At 42.5% G+C, this 20,599-nt stretch carries 18 protein-coding genes; 8 read left to right on the forward strand and 10 right to left on the reverse strand.

The annotated features are described in order from the left end of the window. Positions 1-5: 5 nt before the first annotated feature. The 3 genes from RCZ04_RS04335 to RCZ04_RS04345 all read left to right on the forward strand — a co-directional run bounded on the left by RCZ04_RS04335 (position 6) and on the right by RCZ04_RS04345 (position 6,812). Positions 6-890 (forward strand): diacylglycerol kinase catalytic domain-containing protein, encoded by an 885-nt coding sequence (locus RCZ04_RS04335; RefSeq protein ID WP_460484800.1) that lies wholly within the window; start codon positions 6-8, stop codon positions 888-890. A 127-nt stretch (positions 891-1,017) separates the two neighbouring features. Next, positions 1,018-1,641, forward strand: a complete 624-nt coding sequence (pgmB, locus tag RCZ04_RS04340) for an HAD family hydrolase (protein ID WP_460484728.1) — start codon at positions 1,018-1,020, stop codon at positions 1,639-1,641. Between the two features lie 929 nt (positions 1,642-2,570). Beyond that, the gene (locus RCZ04_RS04345; protein WP_460484729.1) at positions 2,571-6,812 is read left to right on the forward strand and encodes a cobaltochelatase subunit CobN; all 4,242 of its coding nucleotides are present in this window, start codon (positions 2,571-2,573) and stop codon (positions 6,810-6,812) included. A 61-nt stretch (positions 6,813-6,873) separates the two neighbouring features. Here the strand turns inward: RCZ04_RS04345 and RCZ04_RS04350 are convergent, their stop codons facing one another. Next, positions 6,874-8,382, reverse strand: coding sequence for a GH3 auxin-responsive promoter family protein (locus tag RCZ04_RS04350; RefSeq protein ID WP_460484730.1), 1,509 nt, complete (start codon positions 8,380-8,382; stop codon positions 6,874-6,876). Between the two features lie 1,100 nt (positions 8,383-9,482). On the opposite strand from RCZ04_RS04350, the gene RCZ04_RS04355 reads away from it, so the two are divergent. The 5 genes from RCZ04_RS04355 to RCZ04_RS04375 all read left to right on the forward strand — a co-directional run bounded on the left by RCZ04_RS04355 (position 9,483) and on the right by RCZ04_RS04375 (position 14,075). Then, positions 9,483-10,556, forward strand: coding sequence for a WG repeat-containing protein (locus RCZ04_RS04355; protein ID WP_460484731.1), 1,074 nt, complete (start codon positions 9,483-9,485; stop codon positions 10,554-10,556). A gap of 160 nt (positions 10,557-10,716) precedes the next feature. Beyond that, positions 10,717-11,151 carry a dUTP diphosphatase gene (gene dut, locus RCZ04_RS04360; RefSeq protein ID WP_460484732.1) on the forward strand — a complete coding sequence of 145 codons (435 nt, stop codon included), beginning with the start codon at positions 10,717-10,719 and terminating at the stop codon, positions 11,149-11,151. 86 nt (positions 11,152-11,237) lie between these two features. After that, positions 11,238-12,008, forward strand: a complete 771-nt coding sequence (locus RCZ04_RS04365) for a DUF4292 domain-containing protein (protein WP_460484733.1) — start codon at positions 11,238-11,240, stop codon at positions 12,006-12,008. A 151-nt stretch (positions 12,009-12,159) separates the two neighbouring features. Next, positions 12,160-13,428: a murein hydrolase activator EnvC family protein gene (locus RCZ04_RS04370; RefSeq protein ID WP_460484801.1), complete on the forward strand. Its 1,269-nt coding sequence runs from the start codon at positions 12,160-12,162 to the stop codon at positions 13,426-13,428. A 233-nt stretch (positions 13,429-13,661) separates the two neighbouring features. After that, complete coding sequence (locus RCZ04_RS04375) at positions 13,662-14,075, forward strand: hypothetical protein (protein WP_460484734.1); 414 nt, start codon at positions 13,662-13,664, stop codon at positions 14,073-14,075. Positions 14,076-14,333: 258 nt separating this feature from the next. On the opposite strand, the gene RCZ04_RS04380 is transcribed toward RCZ04_RS04375, so the two are convergent. The 9 genes from RCZ04_RS04380 to RCZ04_RS04420 form a co-directional block, all read right to left on the reverse strand. Continuing rightward, positions 14,334-14,930, reverse strand: coding sequence for a ribonuclease HII (locus RCZ04_RS04380; protein ID WP_460484735.1), 597 nt, complete (start codon positions 14,928-14,930; stop codon positions 14,334-14,336). 42 nt (positions 14,931-14,972) lie between these two features. Further along, positions 14,973-16,166 (reverse strand): beta-ketoacyl-[acyl-carrier-protein] synthase family protein, encoded by a 1,194-nt coding sequence (locus tag RCZ04_RS04385; protein WP_460484736.1) that lies wholly within the window; start codon positions 16,164-16,166, stop codon positions 14,973-14,975. 2 nt (positions 16,167-16,168) lie between these two features. Beyond that, positions 16,169-16,426, reverse strand: coding sequence for an acyl carrier protein (locus tag RCZ04_RS04390; protein WP_460484737.1), 258 nt, complete (start codon positions 16,424-16,426; stop codon positions 16,169-16,171). Positions 16,427-16,612: 186 nt separating this feature from the next. Continuing rightward, positions 16,613-17,017, reverse strand: coding sequence for an SMI1/KNR4 family protein (locus RCZ04_RS04395; RefSeq protein WP_460484738.1), 405 nt, complete (start codon positions 17,015-17,017; stop codon positions 16,613-16,615). A 43-nt stretch (positions 17,018-17,060) separates the two neighbouring features. After that, the gene (locus tag RCZ04_RS04400) at positions 17,061-17,291 is read right to left on the reverse strand and encodes a hypothetical protein (protein WP_460484739.1); all 231 of its coding nucleotides are present in this window, start codon (positions 17,289-17,291) and stop codon (positions 17,061-17,063) included. Positions 17,292-17,372: 81 nt separating this feature from the next. Beyond that, a complete protein-coding gene (locus tag RCZ04_RS04405; RefSeq protein WP_460484740.1) occupies positions 17,373-17,918 on the reverse strand; it encodes a 3-oxoacyl-ACP synthase in 546 nt (181 codons plus the stop codon). Between the two features lie 3 nt (positions 17,919-17,921). Next, entirely contained in the window at positions 17,922-18,314 is a 393-nt protein-coding gene (locus RCZ04_RS04410; RefSeq protein ID WP_460484741.1) for a type II toxin-antitoxin system VapC family toxin, read from the reverse strand. A gap of 1 nt (position 18,315) precedes the next feature. Next, entirely contained in the window at positions 18,316-18,519 is a 204-nt protein-coding gene (locus RCZ04_RS04415; RefSeq protein WP_460484742.1) for a 3-phosphoshikimate 1-carboxyvinyltransferase, read from the reverse strand. A gap of 87 nt (positions 18,520-18,606) precedes the next feature. Further along, positions 18,607-19,716 (reverse strand): beta-ketoacyl-[acyl-carrier-protein] synthase family protein, encoded by a 1,110-nt coding sequence (locus RCZ04_RS04420; protein WP_460484743.1) that lies wholly within the window; start codon positions 19,714-19,716, stop codon positions 18,607-18,609. Between the last annotated feature and the right edge of the window lie 883 nt (positions 19,717-20,599).

Genomic DNA, 20,599 nt, shown 5'->3' on the forward strand with positions numbered 1-20,599 from the left:
CTAAAATGAAGATTGCTATTTACATACGCCAGTATTCCGAGGAAAACGAAGCCATTCTCAATGAGCTTTTTACCCTTCTATTACCCTCCGATAAAGTGTTTATAGAACGTGAAATCCTCAGCGACCTCAACGATCGCTCCGAGCTATTCGCAAGGGCAAAAGCCTTTGCCTCTTTCGAAGACCTCAACTCCTCTTACGATGTGATGCTCACCATTGGGGGCGATGGCACACTGCTCAAGGGAATTACCTATGTCCGAAACCTGCAAATCCCCATTCTCGGTATCAATGCAGGACGCTTGGGCTTCTTGGCAAATGCTCATAAAGACGACCTCAAAAACGTACTAACACAACTCCGTGAGGGGAATTACAAGGTCGTAGAACGTTCCGTTATCGAAGCCGTTTATGCCGATACAGGCGAACCCGTAGACCCCGTGAACTTCGCTCTGAACGAAATAACCGTCACTCGCAAAGATACCGCCTCTATGATTACTATCGATACCGAACTCAACGGCGATTTCCTCTCCTCTTATTGGGCTGACGGGCTTATCATCTCCACCCCCACAGGCTCTACTGGCTACTCTCTTAGCTGTGGCGGACCTGTAATACTCCCTACCGCCAAAAACTTCGTCATTACCCCCATCGCGCCTCACAACCTCAACGCCCGTCCGCTGGTAATCCCCGAAGATACCGAAGTAAAACTCACAATCTCAGGCAGAGAAAAGAAATTCCTAATGTCGCTCGACTCACATATCAAGTCCGTAGCCAACAAACACTCCATTATAGTCCGTAAGGCGCCTTTTGTCGTGAAAATGATACGCCTCGACGGAGATAGCTTTATCAACACCCTGCGCTATAAACTACTATGGGGTGAAGACCGACGAAATAAATAGTATGAATCAAGAATTAATAATATTTGGTTTATATTGAATTATGATGACCGTCATCCATTCCCCTCTCCGAGGGGGCTAGGGGGAGGTTTATAATATTTAAACTCTTGTTTTATAAGTAACTAAAAAAATGAAAGGATATATTTTCGACTTAGACGGTGTGCTTGTCGACACCGCTAAATACCACTACATCGCGTGGAAAACCATCGCTAAAGAATTTAATTTCGACCTCACTCCTCAGCATAACGAACAACTAAAAGGCATTGGTCGTGAAGTCTCCTTGCACCAAATTCTCAAATGGGCAGGCAAAACACTTTCCGAAACCAGCTTCACCGATACTGCTTTGCGGAAAAACAAATTGTACTTAGAGCAAATCAGCCATATCGATAGCTCTGAGTTACTACCTGGTGTGTTAAACTTCTTACAGCACCTCAAAGCCCATCACAAAAAGATAGCCTTGGGCTCAGCAAGCCGTAATGCCCGCTTAGTGTTGGAGCGCACTGGCATTCTCCCCCTATTCGCTGCTATTGTCGATGGCACGATGGTAAGCAAAGCCAAGCCCGACCCCGAAGTATTCCTCAAAGCCGCCGAAGGTTTGGGACTCCCTCCCGCTGATTGTTGCGTGTTCGAAGATGCCCCCGCAGGCGTACAAGCCGCCAAGAGTGCCGGAATGAAAGTCATAGGCATAGGCAATCCCGAAGTACTTAAAGCCGCCGATACCGTAATTCCCAACTTCTTAAATATGAAACTATAAGCACCCACTTCAGCTAATAATATGAAATTTATGAAGCCCCATAACCCCTTTAGACTCTCCAATTCCTCCCTCTGTGAGGCTATCCACAATAGTCGAGTAAGTGAATAGGGGGAGGTTGTCTTCATCTTTCCGTCATCACATTCCCCCCTCTCCCGTCACTACATTCCCCCTTTGAAGGGGGCTAGGGGGATGTTTTTATTATTTTTCCTGTCGCCGCATTCCTCCTTTGAAAGCGGCAGGGGGGACGTTTCTCCCCCTTTCCGTCACTAATTCCCCCCTTGAAGGAAGTCTGCGAGAGCAGAGTATGTGAATAGGGGGGAGGTTTCCCTCGCCATTCGTCCCTCGCCCCCCGTCGCATCTCCCCCTTTGAAGGGGGTAGGGAGGATGTTTATACAATATTAAAAAGATGTTTATATAACAATAATGACCGTCACAACCCTATTGCCTATTGCTCTAATTTTCCACCTGCCCGTCGTGCTACGACCTTGCCTGTCGTGCTACGACCTTTTTCTTTCGCCTCGAAACCCCATTATTGGCATTTTTAGTATTATTGTATTACGGTATGAATCAATCACTTATACACCCTTTGTATAACAATCGTCCAAGATTCGTATAAGCTTCCTATAAGCTTTGTATAAGCTAACCATACCCTCCCAATACCTTTTTTACATCAAATCTTGCCTTATCTCGCTTCTGAATTCCTCCGTTTCCTTCCGAAACCACTAATATGTCACTTTTAGCGGTATACACTTTGACAAAGTTTCCACCTGCCTGTGTGGCTCACACCTAATTTCCAAATTTACTAATCTTCTAATTTTTCACCTGCCTGTGCAGCTCACACTTAAATTTTCTCTCCGCTATTTATTATTATTCAAAATAATTTCATACCTTTGCACCCAAAATTAGTGACTAACTAACCACTGATATCAATGAAAAAAAAGATTTTAATCATTCTTACCCTGCTCCTCATCGTGTTGGCAGGTTATTTTGTGTGGCGAAAATACATCGCCCCTACCCGTATTGCGCTGGTAAATTTCATCAGCTATCAGGCGTCTAACATCGCCCTCTCAAATACCGATAAGTTTATCAAAATCGAGGAAGTCCCTCTTGATGAATTGGATAAACTCAAAAACTACGACTTCGTCCTCGTGTGGGCTATGGGTCTCAAAGTGAGTGACGAACAGCGCAATCAGCTCATCGATGCCGCCAACCGTGTGCCTTTCCACAGCTTCGCCGTTACCAATCCCGATAACGATATCAGTAGCCTCAACGAAACCGAACTCAAGCAAGTGGGCGACTATCTGATGAGTGGCAACAAGGCAAACTACCAAAACCTCGTGCGTTATGTCCGCAAATATATCGATAAGAAATGGTTCGCCACCGAACCAGCACCGCCTATCGAGCGTAAAGAAAACGTCTACTTCCATTTAGACGACGAGCGTTCGTTTGCGTCACTTAAAGAATATCAAACCTATATTGAAAAGAATAACTTCTATAAAGAAGGAGCTCCTCGTATTGCCGTAGTAGCAGGATTGCACGAACCTTTTGGCGGCAATAAAGAACATCTCAATGGGGTCATACGTGCGCTCCAGAATGAGGGGTTGAATGTCTATCCGTTCACCGCTCAAGCCAAACGCATCGAATTCCTTGAAGAAATCAACCCCGATGCGGTGGTATATTTCCCTCACGGTCAAATGATGATGGGACAACCCGAACTCTTCACCAATTGGGCAAAAGCGCATAACGTGCCACTCTTCACAGGGCTATCCGTCTTAGCAATGAAAGACGATTGGGAAAAAGACCCTATGGGAATGTCAGGCGGCTTTATGGGGCAAACCATTGTAATGCCCGAGCTCGACGGCGCGTTATATCCTTATGTGGTGATTGCACAAGAACAGAACAAAGACGGGTATTACTTTCTAAATGCTATTGAAAACCGCGCTCAAAAGTTCGCTAAAATCGTTCATAACTTCACCGACCTCAAACGCAAAGCCAATGCCGATAAGAAGTTGGCTATCGTATACTTCAAAGGTGTAGGGCTTGCCCCTGCTGCAGCACAAGGAATGGAGGTCGAACCTTCACTCTTCCGCTTCTTGCACCAATTGAAGAACGAAGGCTATAACGTGGGCAATCTGCCTGCTACTCAAGCAGAGTTCAACCAGTTATTGATTACCCACGCCAATACTTATAGGGCAAGCGCTAAAGGTGATATCGAAAAATTCTTCGCTACAGGCACACCTGCTTTAGTCGAAGCTCACGAATTGGACAGTTGGCTCAAGAAAACACTGCCCGAAAAGCTTTATAAAGAAGTCATAGCAAAAAATGGTGCAGTACCGGGTACTTACCTCAATACGTCTAAAGACGGCAAAGATTATTTAGCAGTAGCACAACTCACCTTAGGCAATATTACTATCTTGCCTCAACCTCCTGCCGCTATCAGTACTGATGACGATTTTAAGGTGTTGCACGGCGTAAAAGAAATCCCTCCTTACGCCTATATGGGAGCTTATTTGTGGGTACAAAATGGCTTCAAAGCTGATGCGCTCATTCACTTCGGTACGCACGGCTCTTTAGAGTTTACCCCTAATAAGCAAGTAGCCCTCTCCGATTACGATTGGTCAGATATATGTGTGGGTACAGTACCACATTTCTACTATTATACCATTGGCAATATAGGCGAAGCAATGATGGCTAAACGCCGTGCGTATGGCAGTATCGTGTCCTATCTTACTCCTGCATTTACCGAAAGCGATATGCGCAATACCTTTAATACGTTAGAGAATAATATCCTCTCTTATCAGAAAGCAAAGAACCCTACCGATAAACAAGCCATTGGCTTACACATTAAAAAGTTAGCCGTGCAAATGGGCTTGCACCGCGATTTGCGTTTAGATAGTATCCTTAGTAAACCCTATACTGAAGATGAAATCGACCGCCTTGCTAACTTTGCCGAAGAAATTGCAACCGAGAAGATTAATGGCGAATACTACGTAATGGGCGTGCCTTATACTCCTGATAAAATTAACTCTACCGTCTTGGCTATGAGTGCCGACCCTATTGCTTACAGCCTTGCTACTTTAGATAAGTATCACGGTAAAGTCACTGAAGCCGAACTCAAGCGTAAAGCATTCTTTACAGCTCGTTACCTCAACCCTGCTAAAGCTTTAGTAAACCAAATACTCGCAGGTAAACCGGTAACTACCCAATTGGTGTGCAGTTATGCACATATCTCTCCCGATGATTTGCAAAAAGCCAAAGAAACAGTGGCTGCCGAAGAAGGCAATGGTATGCCTTACTTTTTGCAACAGCAGATGAAAAAACAAGCAACAGCTGCCGTTACGCATACAAGCGCTACAGCTTCGGCTACTGCCAAAAAACCTGATGCGGTAGGTCGTCCTACTAAAATCAAAGCCCCTGCTAAGAAGGAAGAACGCAAACCTCTTACCAAAGAAGAGTTGGTGGCTCTTAATGCTAAAAAAGCTAAAACCGACTATGCTCGTGCCTTAGTAGATATCGAAAAAGCCATCTATAATGTGATGCTCTACAAGCAAGGCTTGCAAGAAAGTCCGCGTTTAGAAGAAAAAGCCTTTTTTAATGCACTCAAAGGAGGATATACACCACCTTCTTCAGGAGGTGATGCCGTTGCCAATCCTAAAGGCGTGCCTACAGGTCATAACCTCTATGGCGTCAATGCCGAAAGCACTCCGTCAAAACTCGCGTGGGATAGAGGTATAGCTTTAGCTCAAAATGTCATTGCTGAATACCAAAAGAAACACGGCGAGTATCCTAAGAAGATAGCTTATACCTTTTGGAGTTCCGAATTTATAGAAACCGAAGGAGTCTCCATTGCTCAAGCGCTCTATATGTTAGGGGTTGAACCAGTATGGGATACCTTTGGTCGTGTAGGCGATGTACGCGTGATTCCGTCTGAAGAACTCGGTCGTCCGCGTATAGATGTGGTGATACAAACCTCAGGTCAGTTCCGTGATTTAGCTGCCTCTCGTCTGTTCTTGCTCACTAAAGCCATTCAGATGGTATCAGCACTTCCTGAAGAAGCTTATGCCAATGAAGTAAGTGCCGGTAGTGTAGATATCGAAAAGCAATTGGTAGCTGCGGGTGTATCGCCCAAAGAAGCTCGTGAACTCTCTACCGAACGCATCTTCGGTGGCTTACAAGGGCGTTATGATACTGGCATTAAAGAAATGATTAACGCTGGTGATAAGTGGGAAACTCAAAAGGATATCGCCGAAGTGTATATGCATAATATGGGCGCTTTCTACGGCAGTAAAGAAGGCTGGAGTAAGTTCCAAGAAGGTATGTTTCGCGCTGCCATTAAGAATGCCGATGTCCTTATTCAACCTCGCCAAAACAACACTTGGGGCGCTCTTAGTCTTGATCACGTCTATGAATTTATGGGAGGTATGAATGCCGCCATTAAAGAAGTAAACGGCAAAGACCCCGATGCCTACCTTGCTGACTATCGCAATCACAAGAATATGCACGTGCAAGAACTCAAAGAAGCCGTAGGAGTCGAAGCCCGAAGTACCATATTTAACCCTAAATACATCAAAGAAATGATGAAGGGTAAAGCTTCAAGTGCTGGACAAATATCCGAAATCGTTACCAATATGCACGGTTGGGAAGCTACTCGCCCTGAACTCATCGACGATGCTATGTGGAACGAAGTGTACGACACCTATATCGAAGATAAAAACCACCTTAGTATTACCGACTTTATTAAGAAGGAAAATGTGGCAGCCTTGCAAGAAGTAACCGCTGTAATGCTCGAAGCCACCCGCAAAGGTATGTGGAAAGCCTCTGCTACTCAAATCAGCAAACTTGCCGATATGCACACTACCCTTACCGAGCAGTTTGGGGTGAGCTCTTCGCAATTCTCTTCAGAAAACAAGAAATTGCAAGACTATATCAGTCAAAAAGTAGCCCCCGAGAAAGCCAAAGCCTACCAGCAACAATTGGCACAAGCGCACCAAGGCAGTCAGGCACAACCTAATGACCAAGCAAATACTAAAGATGCTAAAGTGCTCAAGAAAGAAGAAACTAACACCGGTAACCCTCAAGAAAAAGTATCGCTTAGCGCCCTTTGGATAGGAGGTATCGTCCTCCTCGCATTTGTCGGGCTTATCATCTTTATCCGCAAAAGAAGAAGATAATTGAAGGTATAGCAAATAATAAAGGCGACTCATTTGGGTCGCCTTTTCATTTTTATTTTCATTACAAATTCAATAATTCCTCTACGTACTCTCTGCTGTTCGAGAGTCGGGGCACTTTGTTTTGCCCTCCAAGCTTGTCCTTGTGTTTCAGCCAATCGTGGAAAAGCCCCGTACGAGCCTTGTGCACTTTAGGCATATTCAGTGTCATATTGTTGTAGCGCTTCGCTTCGTAGTCCGAATTGAGCTTTTGCAACTCAAGGTCTAATATCTCAGTGAATTGCTCTAAACTTTCCGGTGCCTGCTCAAACTCTATCACCCATTCGTGTCCCCCTTTCAGCTTGTCCTGCATAAAAATAGGTGCTACCGTATAGTCTTTTAGCTGACTGCCGGTCTGCTCACAAGCTTTCTCCAAAGCACGTTCAGCGTTCTCAACAATGAGCTCTTCCCCAAATACATTAATAAAATGCTTCGTCCTGCCCGTAATCTTAATCCTATAAGGCGCTACCGACGTAAACCTTACCGTATCTCCTATCACATAACGCCACAAACCCGCATTAGTGGTAATCACCATCGCATAGTTCTTTCCTATCTCCACTTCACTTAGCGGAATAGCCTTTTGCTCCGCAGTGCCAACGGTCTCCATTGGTATAAATTCATAGAAAATACCGTAGTCCAGCATTAGCAACATCTCGTCCGAATTGTTCCGGTCTTGAATGGCAAAAAAGCCCTCAGAGGCATTGTATATCTCGTAATAACGGAAACTATCCGAAGGAATAATATTTTTATATTGTTCACGATACGGTATAAAGCTCACCCCGCCGTGAAAGTACACTTCTAAGTTAGGCCACAACTCCAAAAGATGTTCCTTTTGAGTGTCTTCCAAAAAGCGGTTTAGCAGTACTAACATCCACGAAGGAACGCCCGCAATACTCGTCACATTCTCTGTTTTTGCCTCTCTGATAATCGCTTGTAACTTGCTTTCCCATTCACTCATCAACGATACCTTGTTGCTCGGCGTACAACTCCATTCTGCCCAAAAAGGCAAATTTTCAATCAAAATCGCCGATAAATCCCCAAAATAAGTACCGTTCTGTTCATACAACTGCTTGCTACCCCCCAATCTCAAACTCTTCCCCTTGAACAAATTCGAATCTTCGTTGTTGTTTAGGTATAAGCACAACATATCTTTCCCCGATTTGTAATGGCACAGTTGCAACGCCTCATCGCTTACCGGAATAAACTTACTCTTAGCATTAGTCGTCCCACTACTCTTGGCAAACCATTTAATCGGCGTATGCCAAAACACATTCCGCTCCCCACGCCTCGCCCTTTCAACATAAGGCTCAAAGTCTTCATAAAACACTAAAGGAGTATTCCGAGTAAACTGCTCATAGTTTTTTACCTCAGCAAAATTATATAGCTTGCCGAGTTCAGTATCTTTGGCAGCACCCAGAAGCTCCAAAAGCACACGCTCTTGAACCTTGTGAGGGTGCTCTACAAACTCCTGTATTTGGTCAATACGGCGTTTTAAAAACCACGAGGTAATAGAATTGAATAAAGCTAAAGGCATATCCTATAAAACAAATTACAAGTGACAAAAGTAATAATTATTTCTGAACTAACAAGCAACTACCATTACAATTAAGTTACAAAAGTAACTTTTATCTGCCGGTTTGTTGGCTTTCTGTAAGTTACCTCCCTCCTTGAAGAAAGAGTTCCTTCATTTTTCCGTCACTAATCCCCCCTCTCCGAGTCGGCTAAAAAGAAATTTTTCTCACTTTCCCCATCACATCTCCCCCCTTGAGGGAAGTCCGCGAGAGCGGAGTATGTGAGAAGGGGATGTTTTTATTATTTTTCCTGTCGTCGCATCTCCCCCCTTGAGGGGGGCAGGGGGGGATGTTTCACTTTCTTTCCCCGTCCCATCTCCCCCCTTGAGGGGGGCTAGGGGAAGGTTATCCCCCTCTCTGAGGTTGTCAGCAACTACCAAATAATTGAATAGGGGGAGTTTTCCTCCATTTTTTCTCACATCCTCTCCATCGCATCTCCCCCTTTGAAGGGGGCAGGGGGGATGTTTATACAATATTAGGCACAGCTGAGTATGTGTATTAGGGGAGATGTTTCCGTCACTAATTCCCCCTCTCCGAGGGGGCTAGGGGGAGGTTTTCTTCGTCATTCGTTCCTCGTTCCTCGTCCATTTCCCCCTATTGCCTATTGCCTAAGTCCTAACACCTCTTCCTATTTCTTTCGCCTCGAAACCCTATTTTCAGCATTTTTTCCTTCACTCTTAACTACTAACTCTCAACCACTTATACACCCTTTGTATAACAATCGTCCAAGATTCGTATAAGCTTCCTATAAGCTTTGTATAAGCTAACCATACCCTTCTTACAGCCCATCTCTTATCTTTTACCTGAAAAACCACTTCCGATATTCTTCGTTATCTTTCTCCTTCCTCATCTCTCTTCTGAGCCCCCCCTCAGAATTTTTGAGACTTTCTCCAACAAGTCTGAAATGTCCGACTTGTCCGACTCGTCCAAACACCTTCAACCAACTTTTACCTTTTATCTTTTACCTTCAATATTTGGTATTATCAGTATTCTTGGCATTATTTTGGTATTATCAGTATAATTCCCTACCTTTGCCCCCAATAATAAGAGAAAAACATCAAGAATGAATACACCGCAAGAATTGTGGCGCAACAACTATGAAGAATCTCAAATGTTTACTGAAGACAACCTCGTAGCCGCCAAACGCAACGGCAAATGGGGTTTCGTAAACCGCAACGGCAAAGAAATTTGCCCTTTTAAGTACGACAGCACACTCCCCTTTATACGCGGAGTAGCACCAGTGAAAGTAGGCAACCTTTGGGGCGCAATAAACACCTCTGGCAAGGAAATTGTACCCGTGTTCTACGAAGCTATTTTTTATTTCTTTGAAGGATTTGCCAAAGTAAAGAAAAACGGCAAATTCGGCTTCGTAAATCTCAAAGGCGAACTCGTTATCCCTGCTATTTATAACCAAGCCGACCATTTTTCAGCCCGTATGTCCGCCGTAAGTAAAGACGGCAAAGCAGGATTTATCAACACCAAAGGGAAAGAAGTAATCCCTTTTGAATATGACGATGCCATATCCTTCAACGAAGGTCTTGCCCCTGTGAAACTAAACAGTTTATGGGGATGTATTGATAAAAATGCCCAACTGCTCATTCCTTATCAGTACCACGAACTCCAAGGTTTCTTTGAAGGTTTTTCCAGAGTAAAGCAAAATAACTATTGGGGTATTATCAATAAAGAAAATAAAATACTTGTCCCTATTGAGTACGATGAAGTTCTCGGTTTTGAAAACGGTTTCTCCCCTGTGATGAAAAACAATAAATGGGGATTTGTAAACAAAGAAGGTAAACTCATCAGCGAGCTGAAATACGACGAAGTCGCCGATTTTGACAACAAAGGTGAATTTGCCGCCGTGATGATTGATGAACAATGGGGGTTTATCAATAATAAAGGCGAAGAAATTGTACCCTTACAGTACGATGAAGTCTGCAATTTCCATAACGGAATGGCTGCTGTATGCAAGGACGACCTCTGGGGGTTCGTCAATGCCCAAGGCGAAGAAGTATTCACACCAGAGTTTGACGATGTTCATAATTTCGGGGCAGAAGGAATGGCACTTGGCTTTATCGACGAAAAGTCTTTTGTATTGTACAAACACGGCAAGAAAGTCCCTTTTGACCAATTTACCTAATTCACCAATGATGTAACAAGTAATAAATAATAAACATCGCAAACTTTGAGGGTGTCCGAAAAGTTTTTCAAAAGTATGATTGCGGATTGTCCCCCTTTGAAGGGGGAACTATAGCGACGCAAAAGTGACTTTCGGATAGCCCCTTGAAACCTACTAAGAAATGATCGTAAAAATAAAAAATGTATCCGATAACGCCCTCCCTTCCTATCAAACCGAAGGCGCTGCTGGCGTAGACCTACGTGCGAATTTACCCGAAGGCAGTATCACTTTGCAGCCTTTGGAACGCGCTTTAGTGCCTACGGGCTTATATTTAGAAATTCCTGAAGGCTATGAAGCCCAGGTGCGCCCGCGCAGTGGGTTGGCAATCAAACACGGTATTACAGTAATCAATAGCCCAGGCACTATTGATTGCGATTATCGTGGCGAAGTAAAAGTGCCTATTGTAAACCTATCCAATGAACCCTTCACCATCACTCACACCGATCGTATTGCCCAAATGGTATTCGCCAAATACGAGAAAGCCACCTTTGAAGCTGTAGCTGAGCTTTCACAAACCGAAAGAGGCACAGGAGGGTTCGGTAGCACCGGCAAATGATGAATAAACAGCATTGCAAACTTTGTCAAAGTCTCAAACTTTGACAAAGTCGATTAGACAAATTGACTCATTGACAAATTAGCACTATGAAAAAAATCATCTTAATCCTTACAGCTGTATTATTAGTGAGCTGTAAAACTAAACAGGTAGCAGTAACGCCAGCAGGCAGAACCAGTGTTGATAAACAAACCAAAGAAATTATCAACCAGCACCTCAAGTCGTTTCCTACTTTTAAAACCCTCAGCGCTAACCTGCAAGTAACTTATAACGATGGTAAAAACGAGCAGACCCTGCCTCTTTCTTTTCGTATGGAGAAAGACAAAACAATATGGATTTCTGCTCCTTTGGGGATAGCCAAAGCACTCATTACCCCTGAAAAAGCTGAGTACTATAACCGCTTAGACAGTTCGTTCTTCAGTGGCGATTTTAGTTATATCAGTAAGTTATTGGGGGTAGACGTAGGTTTTAACGAATTGCAGAATCTATTATTAGGCAATGCGCTTTACGATTTAAATTTTAAGAGTGAAGGGATTATCAAGCTCCTCCCTGACGACAACAACCGCTACAATATTGAAGTCACTGGAGAGTCACCTGTGGAAGTGATTTACCGCATTTTCCCCGATAATTACCGCATAGAGGTTACTGAAGTGAATCGGACGAACCAAAAGGCAGTAACGACTTACAGCTATCAACAAGTGGGGGAACTTTTATTGCCTCACACTATCAAGATAGTTGCCAGCGAAGGAGAAAATAGTACCCAAATCACTTTAGAGTTCAAAGGATTGGATTTAGATAAAAAACAGTCATTCCCTTTCAAAATCCCATCAGGAATGAAAGAGATAACAATTAAGAATTAACAATATTGCTTCTGCGTCACACATTCCCCCTCTTTGAGGGGGTTAGGGGGAGGTTTATAACTGATGAGCAAATATTTTTTTGTTAGTTTCCTAACTCCAATATCCCTGAAATCTGTGTGAGACTAAAAAAATGCCCGTCGTGCTACGACCTATGAATATACTAAAAATCACATTGCTTTTGCTTTGCTTTCCGCTACTTCTTACAGCCCAAACTAAGCAAAAAGAATTAGAACAACGTAAGAAGGCACTGCTTGAACAAATCAAGCAGATGTCCGCTTTGCGCCAACAACAAAGTCAGCAACACAAAACCACGATTCAGCAGATAGAAGCTGCTAACGAGAAGATATTAGCGCGCACCCGCCTGATACAAATCAATCAGCAACAGGCGAATTTGCTTTCTAAGGAAATAGCCGACAACGAGGAACAACTGCGCATCCTCAAAAAAGAATTGGGATACCACAAAGGCGAATACGCAAAGATTATTAAGCAGTCGTTTAAAAGCAAATCAGCTCAAAACCGATTGTTATTCTTGCTTTCTTCTGAAAGTTTTTCACAGGCTTACAAACGTTTGGCTTATATGAAGCAATATGCCGATTATCGCAAAGAACAAGTAACCCTCATCCAGACTAAAACTGAGAAGATAAAGAGCATCAACGACACTCTACTCGCCCAACGCAACACTAAAAACCAAGTATTAGAAGAACAACGCCAAGAGCAAGCTACTTTGCAAACTGAGAAAAAGGAATTAGAAGTATTGGCTACTAATATCCGTGCCGCAGAGCGTAATTATGAAGCACAAATTCGCGAAAAACAAAAACAAGCTAACGCTATTGACCGCGAGATACAGCGCCTGATTCGTTTGGCTATCATAGAGGCAAATAGACGAGAGAAAGAGCGTTTGGCAGCCTTGAACAGAGGGAAAAATGCCCCTAAAACAACTTCTACCCCTTCTTCAGCATCTAATACTGAGGTTACCTTTGTGCTTACTCCAGAAACGCGCAAAGTTGCTGACAGTTTTGAAGCCAACAAAGGCAACCTTATTTGGCCAGTGGCAAAAGGCTACAAATCGCAAGGTTTTGGAGTGTATTATGACCCTGTGTACCCTGATCTTCAACATTACAACAATGGTGTAACCATTGCTACTGAAAAGGGTTCAGAAGCTCGTTGTGTGTTTGAAGGAGAAGTATCGGCTATACAATCGATCCCAGGAAGTAACAAAGTGGTGCAGGTACGTCACGGTAACTACATTACTATTTACTATAACCTCACTGATGTATATGTAAAGAAGGGGGATAAAGTAAAAGCTAAAGAGCCTCTTGGGAAAATCTTTACCGACAGCAATGGTAAAACTGAAATGAAGTTCTTCTTATATAAAAATACTACCCGCCTCAACCCTGAGTTCTGGATACATAAGATGTAATAACATAATAAAATCCCTACAATTTTGTAGGGATTTTTATTTGAGTGCTCCAAAGTTGTTCCAAGTTTGCCCCAAGTTATTAGGGGTGAGGTTGTAGTAATGAGTATAGATAGGTTTAGGTTTTACAGATTATTTTTTTATAATTTGCAATTATTTTGTATATTTGCATTACAAATAGCTTTTATAAAAATAGTGAAGCTAATAAAGTTAGATGTTTAACAAATTAAATTTAAATGAATAAAATTGAGTATTATTTTGTGCAAAAAAGGAAAGAAGAAGAATACTTTCCTTATAGAGTTATAAAGCTACAGAATAGTTGGACTGAAGTAGAGAATCTTGAAACGGGAGAAATGGAAAAACTTATTCGTATTCACCATAAAACTGAAATCGATATCAGATTCCAGAATAGAATTCAGAAAATAAACTCTTTTATTGAAGAAAAAAGAGTTATTTTACATCCTATTATGTCTCCTTTGGGGAAAAATAATTCAAGTTTATCTTTTGAAATATTTATATTTCTAACTAAAAAAGATGAAATAAAAAACCTTGAAGAAAAATTCAATAATGAATGGAATGAATATCTCAAAGAGATTGAAAACTGTAGGATTGAAAAAGATGTTAAAGGAAAAGAATTTAGAGAACGTTAAAAAAAGCTAAACTATATAATCACAATAGAAGATCTTTTTGAAAAATTAGAAAAAGAATACAATATAACTTTTTCTTCTGAAGAGAGAAGGAGTATCATTTTGGAATTAGATAAACCAAAACTATAATAATTCTTATACAGATAATTGTTTACAATCCATTTTGTCAAAGCCCTTGGGATTTAACAACTTTGATTAAAGTTAGTATACAACCTCACACCACTTTATGGGTAAGTAATTGTAAACATTTCGTTCTTTTATCTAAAACAGTTTCAACTGTTCCACAGGTAATAACTGAAACGTTTTGCGGTGGTGCTCGGTAGCGCCGTATTCGGCAATGGCTTTGCGGTGCTCAGGGGTGGGGTAGCCTTTGTTTTGCTCCCAATGGTACTCAGGGAATTTCAGGGCGAGTTCCTCCATATACTCATCGCGGTAGGTTTTCGCAAGGATAGAAGCTGCTGCGATGGTTTGTATTTTGCCGTCGCCTTTTACTACACAAGCGTAAGGGATTTGTTGGTAAGGCACAAACTTATTGCCGTCAACGGCTATAAACTCTGGGGTTATCTTGAGCTGAGCAATAGCGCGGTGCATAGCGGTAATCGAAGCGCGAAGAATGTTCAGTTGGTCAATTTCGGCAGGCAGTACGTGACAAACAGCATAAGCTACCGCCTCACGCTCAATAATGGGACGCAGGAGATTGCGTTGTTTTTCAGTGAGTTGTTTAGAATCGGTGAGGAGGTCGTTTTTAAAGTCAGGGGGTAATATCACGGCAGCAGCGGTTACAGGTCCCGCCAAACAACCGCGTCCCGCTTCATCGGTACCTGCTTCTAAGGAAGAATGATAGAATATTTGTAGCATAGGTATTAGGACTTAGGCTTCAGGTGTTAGGAATACAAACGACTATTTACTAAATACTAAAGTTGAACAGTTCCCTCCAAAGCCAAAGGAGTTAGAGAGTACGTGCTGTATAGGTTTGTATTTCAATTCAGTTTGTGGGCGAATGGGCACTTCTTCCATTGGGGTGGTAAAGTTCAGATTGGGAAATACTACCCCGTGTTGCAAAGCTAATACGCTAAACACGGCTTCTACTGCCGAAGCTACTGCCAAAGTATGCCCCGTGAAGGCTTTGGTAGAACTAAAATCGGGAACAGTCTCGCCAAAAATGCGCATCAAAGCCCGACTTTCGGAAAGGTCGTTGTTCACTGTTGCGGTGCCGTGCGCATTGATATAATCGATGTCCGTAGGCTGTAAGCCTGCTACTTTTAAGGCTTTTTGCATTGCCAAGAACGCCCCTTCGCCATCGGCGGAGGAAGCGGTTTGGTGATAAGCATCGTTGGCATTGCCCCAACCTTTGACCTCTGCCAATATAGTAGCTCCGCGCTCTTGGGCACTTTCTTCCGTTTCTAATACTAAAAAAGCTCCTGCTTCTCCTAAGTTCAAGCCCTTGCGATGTTGGTCGAAAGGCGTGCAATCGGTATCCGAGAGGATCATTAGGGTATTAAAACCGTTGATAGTGAATTTAGAAAGCGCATCAGCACCTCCTGCGATTACTTTCGTAGCCCTACCGGTACGCAAGAGGTTTACAGCCGTCATTATCGCATTGGCAGACGAAGAACAAGCGGTACTCACGCTGGTAACCACGCCTTTTAAGCCTACGCAATCAGCGATTTGGTGAGATACCTCGCCTATGTTGTGAGTGGTGATATAGCGGCGCAATTCCTCTTCTTCGCCATAGCGAAAAAAATAGCGTTCGGTCATATCCATACCCCCCACGGTGGAGGCCATAATGAGTCCGCAGTGCTGGAGGTCTTCTTGGGTAAGTCTCGCATTGGCAATAGCTTCTTGCAGGGCAATAATGCCCAATAGGAAAGTGCGTGAATAGGCGTTTACTTTGGGGAGACCCAAAGCGGCAAAAAGTTCTTCATTGGTGCGCTTGATTTCCCCTACTTTGATGTGGTCAGCGTGAATGGTGTCTACATTTTCAATCCTGCTAATCCCCGCCTTGCGATGTGTAAGGGCATACAAATGCTCTCCGACAGTGTTACCTATCGAAGAGTTGATGCCCATACCGGTGATGACTATTTTGTGGCACATCGCTATTTAGTGCGGTGAGCGGTGATGTATTCCGCCATTGTTTTCACCGATTGGAAGATTTCTTTTCCTTTTTTAGGGTCGTCTAAGCGGATGCCGTAATTCTTGTCGAGTAGTACGATAAGTTCGAGAGCGTCAATAGAATCGAGAGCTAAACCAGTGCCAAAGAGCGGTTCGTTTTCGTCTATATCCTCAGGAGTTACTTCTTCTAAGTTGAGTACTTCGATGATTTTGTTTTTGAGTTCTAAAATAAGTGCGTCCATTGATAAAATTGTTATGAGGGGGCAAAGATAAGAAAATAATTGACAATTGACAATTAATAATTAACAATTAACTGTGGAAGTAAAGTATGATATTCGTGTATGATGAACGTCATACATTCCCCCTCTTTGAGGGGGGTAGGGGGGGAGATTTTTATTGTAAAAAGCTGTTTTTTCAAAGGATATTATTTACCTTAGGGACATATAACCCTTTATGAAATCTTCAAAACTATTAGCAATTATTACTGCTTCTACAGGGTCTAAATCTCCTAACGGACATTGAAATACAGCAAAATCTTTTGCTTTGCAAAATCCATAGCAAATACCTCCACCGTCAGTACCTATAGCGATGTATTTATCCGAAAGATATTTTTGTATTTGATATTCTGCGTTTAACACTGAGAGGTCTTCAGCCTTCCAAAGGGATAGATAGCTTTCATCTATATAACCTTCCCCACCGTTACTCCATTGTAAAAACAAACGGTAATCTTCAGGGAAAGAGAAGTTTAATAGTTTTTCAATAGAGGTTATTTGTATTGTATCAATTGCTGGATTGTGTGTCCAATTTTTGAGATATTTTGGAAAAGTTATCATATTTACGTCACGCTGTAGGGGCAAATTGCAATTTACCCATTCTTCATAAGGTATTTATAATTTTATAATGTATGTTTTTAGCTAAAGAAACTATTTCTGCACTATAATCAGCAGAAGTTTCTAAAACTGCCTTTAAATAGTATTGTAATTGCATTAAAATTTCAGTACCCGTAGCACTGTACTTTATGCTATCGGCTATTTGTGTAGCGAGTGTGAGATGACCTTCCTGCCTTAAAAGATTGACAAGATGCTCTGTTTCTTTGTATAAATCCATAATGTGTGATAGATTTGTGTAATAGACTTTGTCAAAGTCCTTGGACTTTGACAAAGTTTGTGGCGCAATCATTGTCAATTATCAATTGTCAATTAATTGGCAAATTGCTTTGTACTCTTCTCCGAGCACTTCCACCCAGCCAGTGAGCACGCTCTCGGCTTTGCCTTGCTTTAAAAGCGCCTGACTGTATTGCTCCAAAAAAGGTTGGGCTTCTTCATAGCTGTTGAATACAAAAAAGCTGTTCTCGGTCTTCAGTTGGTGGCGTATGCTTATTTCGCCTAAGCAGATATTGGGCAGGGTATAGACGAATACAGCGGGACTGGGGTAATATTCCTTAGGATTAGCAATGGTAGCTTGATGCTTCAGGTCGGTGTCGAGACTAGCTGAGCGGTTTGCAAATACCAAAGCCACACCGCTTTTTTCGGTTTGCGAAAAGGGACGTAACAGCACTTCGGCTACTAAGAAAGCGAGTTTGCTGAGGTTGTCCATTTTAAAGAACTTAGGATAGTCCATTTGCAGGGCTTTGAGTGCTTTTTTGGAGAAATCGGCAAAGGAGTCGCTCTTCTCGGCAAAAAGCACGGAACCGTTAAGGGTAATGGTGTTGTTTTCTATAGTGCAGTTTTTCATATTTTAAGTGATACTATATAAGGGAGCTCCTATGAGTTCAAAATCTTTCTTATTCAAGGTATAGATACTCATATCATAATAAATAGCAGTAGCTCCTATCAATGTATCAGCTACTTTTGAATGAGGCTTTTCGAAAACAAGTTTCATTGCGACGTTACAAATATCATCGTTGATATTAATTACTGGAATACTATTTATTACTGTTTTTAGCTTCATTCGCTTAGTCTTTTCGATACCTTCATAGAAAGCGAGCCAATTCATCAATTCAATATAGATGACAGGAGTAATACATACATTTTGTATTCCTATAATTTCATCAATGGTTATTGTTATCTCTGCACTACTATTAAGAATATAACGACTTATTACATTTGTATCGCAAATTACCTTTTTCATTTTATCGGATAGGGTCACAAGGAGCGATTAACCCTTTTTTATAAAGGTCAGCTCCCACTTTTTGGGCTTCTTTTATAAGAGTAGCTAAGTTTTCTTCTTGATGAGCCTCTTCTTTTTCTTCAATTATAAGAGCAAAACCTGTATTTTTATTACCTATGTCTAAGGTAGTTTGCTTTTTTTTCTTTTCTAAGACATCTGTTCCCATAATATTCATTATTTTCTGCAAAGATACAAATAATTTACCAATATAGTAACGTGATTTGTAAATATTTCGTATATATTTTTGAGATATCTAATCGCTAATGACTTTTATGACTAATGCTGTGTTGCTTCCGCCGAATCCTGAAGCGGTTTTAAGGATATGTTTAACTTCTTTATATTGGGTTTCTTTCAGTACATTAATGGGATGAGAAACACCTAAGGTTTGGTAGTTCAGGCTCTTTATGAGGGTTTTATGACGTGCAAATTCGATGGTGAGTACAGTTTCGAGCAAACCTGAAGTGCCTAAAGTATGACCGAAGTAGCCTTTGTAGCTGTTTAGAGGGGTAGTGAGAAGTCCTGCGCGCATAAAGGCGATGCTTTCCATCTCATCATTATAGAGAGTGCCTGTGCCGTGTGCGTTGATAACATCAATTTGTTCAGGGGTTAAGTGAGCTTCGGTAAGGGCATTTTGAACGCTTAAGTAGAGACCTTCGCCTGTGCGTGAAGGTCCTGAGATATGGTTGGCATCATTGATAGAACTGCTACCCAACAGCTGTGCTTTAGCGTCTGTTGCTTCGCGAGTTACGTAAGCCACTGCGGTAGCTTCGCCTAAAGTAATGCCATCGCGCTGAGCATCATAGGGGCGACAGGGTTGTGCACTCATCGCTTGAAAGGATTGGAAGCCTGAGAGCACAAACTCACTTATCTCGTCGCCTGCTAATACTACGGCACTGTCATAGGCTTCGGTTTTGAGGAGTCTATCGGCTACTGATAGTGCCATTGCTCCTGATACACAAGCGTTTGAAACGACTATAGGGGTAGTGGTTACCCCTATGGCATTCGCCATTTTTTGGGCTAAATTTGACAGCAGAGGTGTACTATTGCCATTGGTAAGTGCTGAAATATTACCCTTGGTGGTAGAAAGGATAAGAGCGGTTCGAGGGGTGATTTTGATTTTATGAAAAATAGGCGCTATCGCTAAGAGCAAGAGTTTTTCTAAACGAGAGAAGTCGTTGCGTTCTGCTACTTGCTGAAAACGGTTTTCAACAGCTCCGTCGCCAATCTTAGAAAGGCAAACATCGGTGAGCTGTCCGTACATAGGGTAGCGGGCAATTCCCGAACGTGAGCGCAATACGAGATTGACGGTAGTAGGGAGGTCGAAGCCTAAAGGGGTTACTATGTTGTAATGCTGGATATACATTTTTGATGGCAGGAGCCTTACGGGTTTTTGATATAAAATGCAAAGATACGATGTTATTAGCAAATTAGCAAGTTGTAGTGCGATAAGTGGGAAAAATTAGGTGCGGTCGTAGCACGGTGCGAGCCGCACGGGCAAGTGTGAGCCACACGGGCAGTAATGGGGAGATTGGTTGGAGGTGGTCGGACGAGTAGGACAAGTAGGACATTTTGGACTTGTTGGAGAAAGTCTGAAAAACTTTGAGGGGCTTTCAAGAGAGAGATGAGGAGAAAAAAAAAGATAACGAAGATGAGCAGGACTGTTTGGACAAGTCAGACGAGTCGGACATTTCAGATTTATTAGAGAAAGATAACGAAGAATGTCGGAAGGGGTTTTTTAGGTAAAAGGTAAAAGATGAGCTGTGAAAAGGGTATGGTTAGCTTATACAAAGCTTATAGGAAGCTTATACGAATCTTGGACGATTGTTATACAAAAGGCATATAAGTAATTGATTCATACTGTAATACAATAATGCCAATAATGCTGAAAACAGGGTTTCGAGGCGAAAGAAAGGGGAAGAGGTGTTAGGCCTTAGGCAATAGGCATTAGGGTTGTGACGGTCATTATTGTTGTATAAACATCCCCCCTCTCACATACTCCGCTCTCGCGGACTTCCTTCAAAGGGGGAGATGCGACGAGGGACGAGGGGCGAATGACGGAGAAAACCTCCCCCTAATTCACTTACTGGACAAATGCCGACAAGCTCTATGAGGAGGGGTAACATCCCCCCTGCCCCCCTTCAAAGGGGGAGATGCGATGGGGAAAGTGAAAGAAAAATGGTAAAAACTTCCTCCTATTCACTTACTCCGCTATCGTGGACAACCTCGGGGAGGAGAAATTAGTGACC

It is taken from the genome of Capnocytophaga sp. HP1101, assembly GCF_054772415.1.

What these genes read in the sequence shown, in the direction of transcription:
- RCZ04_RS04335 (WP_460484800.1), top strand. Translation starts at nt 6, where the DNA reads ATGAAGATTGCTATTTACATACGCCAGTATTCCGAGGAAAACGAAGCC.
- pgmB (WP_460484728.1), top strand. Translation starts at nt 1,018, where the DNA reads ATGAAAGGATATATTTTCGACTTAGACGGTGTGCTTGTCGACACCGCT.
- RCZ04_RS04345 (WP_460484729.1), top strand. Translation starts at nt 2,571, where the DNA reads ATGAAAAAAAAGATTTTAATCATTCTTACCCTGCTCCTCATCGTGTTG.
- RCZ04_RS04350 (WP_460484730.1), bottom strand. Translation starts at nt 8,382, where the DNA reads ATGCCTTTAGCTTTATTCAATTCTATTACCTCGTGGTTTTTAAAACGC.
- RCZ04_RS04355 (WP_460484731.1), top strand. Translation starts at nt 9,483, where the DNA reads ATGAATACACCGCAAGAATTGTGGCGCAACAACTATGAAGAATCTCAA.
- dut (WP_460484732.1), top strand. Translation starts at nt 10,717, where the DNA reads ATGATCGTAAAAATAAAAAATGTATCCGATAACGCCCTCCCTTCCTAT.
- RCZ04_RS04365 (WP_460484733.1), top strand. Translation starts at nt 11,238, where the DNA reads ATGAAAAAAATCATCTTAATCCTTACAGCTGTATTATTAGTGAGCTGT.
- RCZ04_RS04370 (WP_460484801.1), top strand. Translation starts at nt 12,160, where the DNA reads ATGAATATACTAAAAATCACATTGCTTTTGCTTTGCTTTCCGCTACTT.
- RCZ04_RS04375 (WP_460484734.1), top strand. Translation starts at nt 13,662, where the DNA reads ATGAATAAAATTGAGTATTATTTTGTGCAAAAAAGGAAAGAAGAAGAA.
- RCZ04_RS04380 (WP_460484735.1), bottom strand. Translation starts at nt 14,930, where the DNA reads ATGCTACAAATATTCTATCATTCTTCCTTAGAAGCAGGTACCGATGAA.
- RCZ04_RS04385 (WP_460484736.1), bottom strand. Translation starts at nt 16,166, where the DNA reads ATGTGCCACAAAATAGTCATCACCGGTATGGGCATCAACTCTTCGATA.
- RCZ04_RS04390 (WP_460484737.1), bottom strand. Translation starts at nt 16,426, where the DNA reads ATGGACGCACTTATTTTAGAACTCAAAAACAAAATCATCGAAGTACTC.
- RCZ04_RS04395 (WP_460484738.1), bottom strand. Translation starts at nt 17,017, where the DNA reads ATGATAACTTTTCCAAAATATCTCAAAAATTGGACACACAATCCAGCA.
- RCZ04_RS04400 (WP_460484739.1), bottom strand. Translation starts at nt 17,291, where the DNA reads ATGGATTTATACAAAGAAACAGAGCATCTTGTCAATCTTTTAAGGCAG.
- RCZ04_RS04405 (WP_460484740.1), bottom strand. Translation starts at nt 17,918, where the DNA reads ATGAAAAACTGCACTATAGAAAACAACACCATTACCCTTAACGGTTCC.
- RCZ04_RS04410 (WP_460484741.1), bottom strand. Translation starts at nt 18,314, where the DNA reads ATGAAAAAGGTAATTTGCGATACAAATGTAATAAGTCGTTATATTCTT.
- RCZ04_RS04415 (WP_460484742.1), bottom strand. Translation starts at nt 18,519, where the DNA reads ATGGGAACAGATGTCTTAGAAAAGAAAAAAAAGCAAACTACCTTAGAC.
- RCZ04_RS04420 (WP_460484743.1), bottom strand. Translation starts at nt 19,716, where the DNA reads ATGTATATCCAGCATTACAACATAGTAACCCCTTTAGGCTTCGACCTC.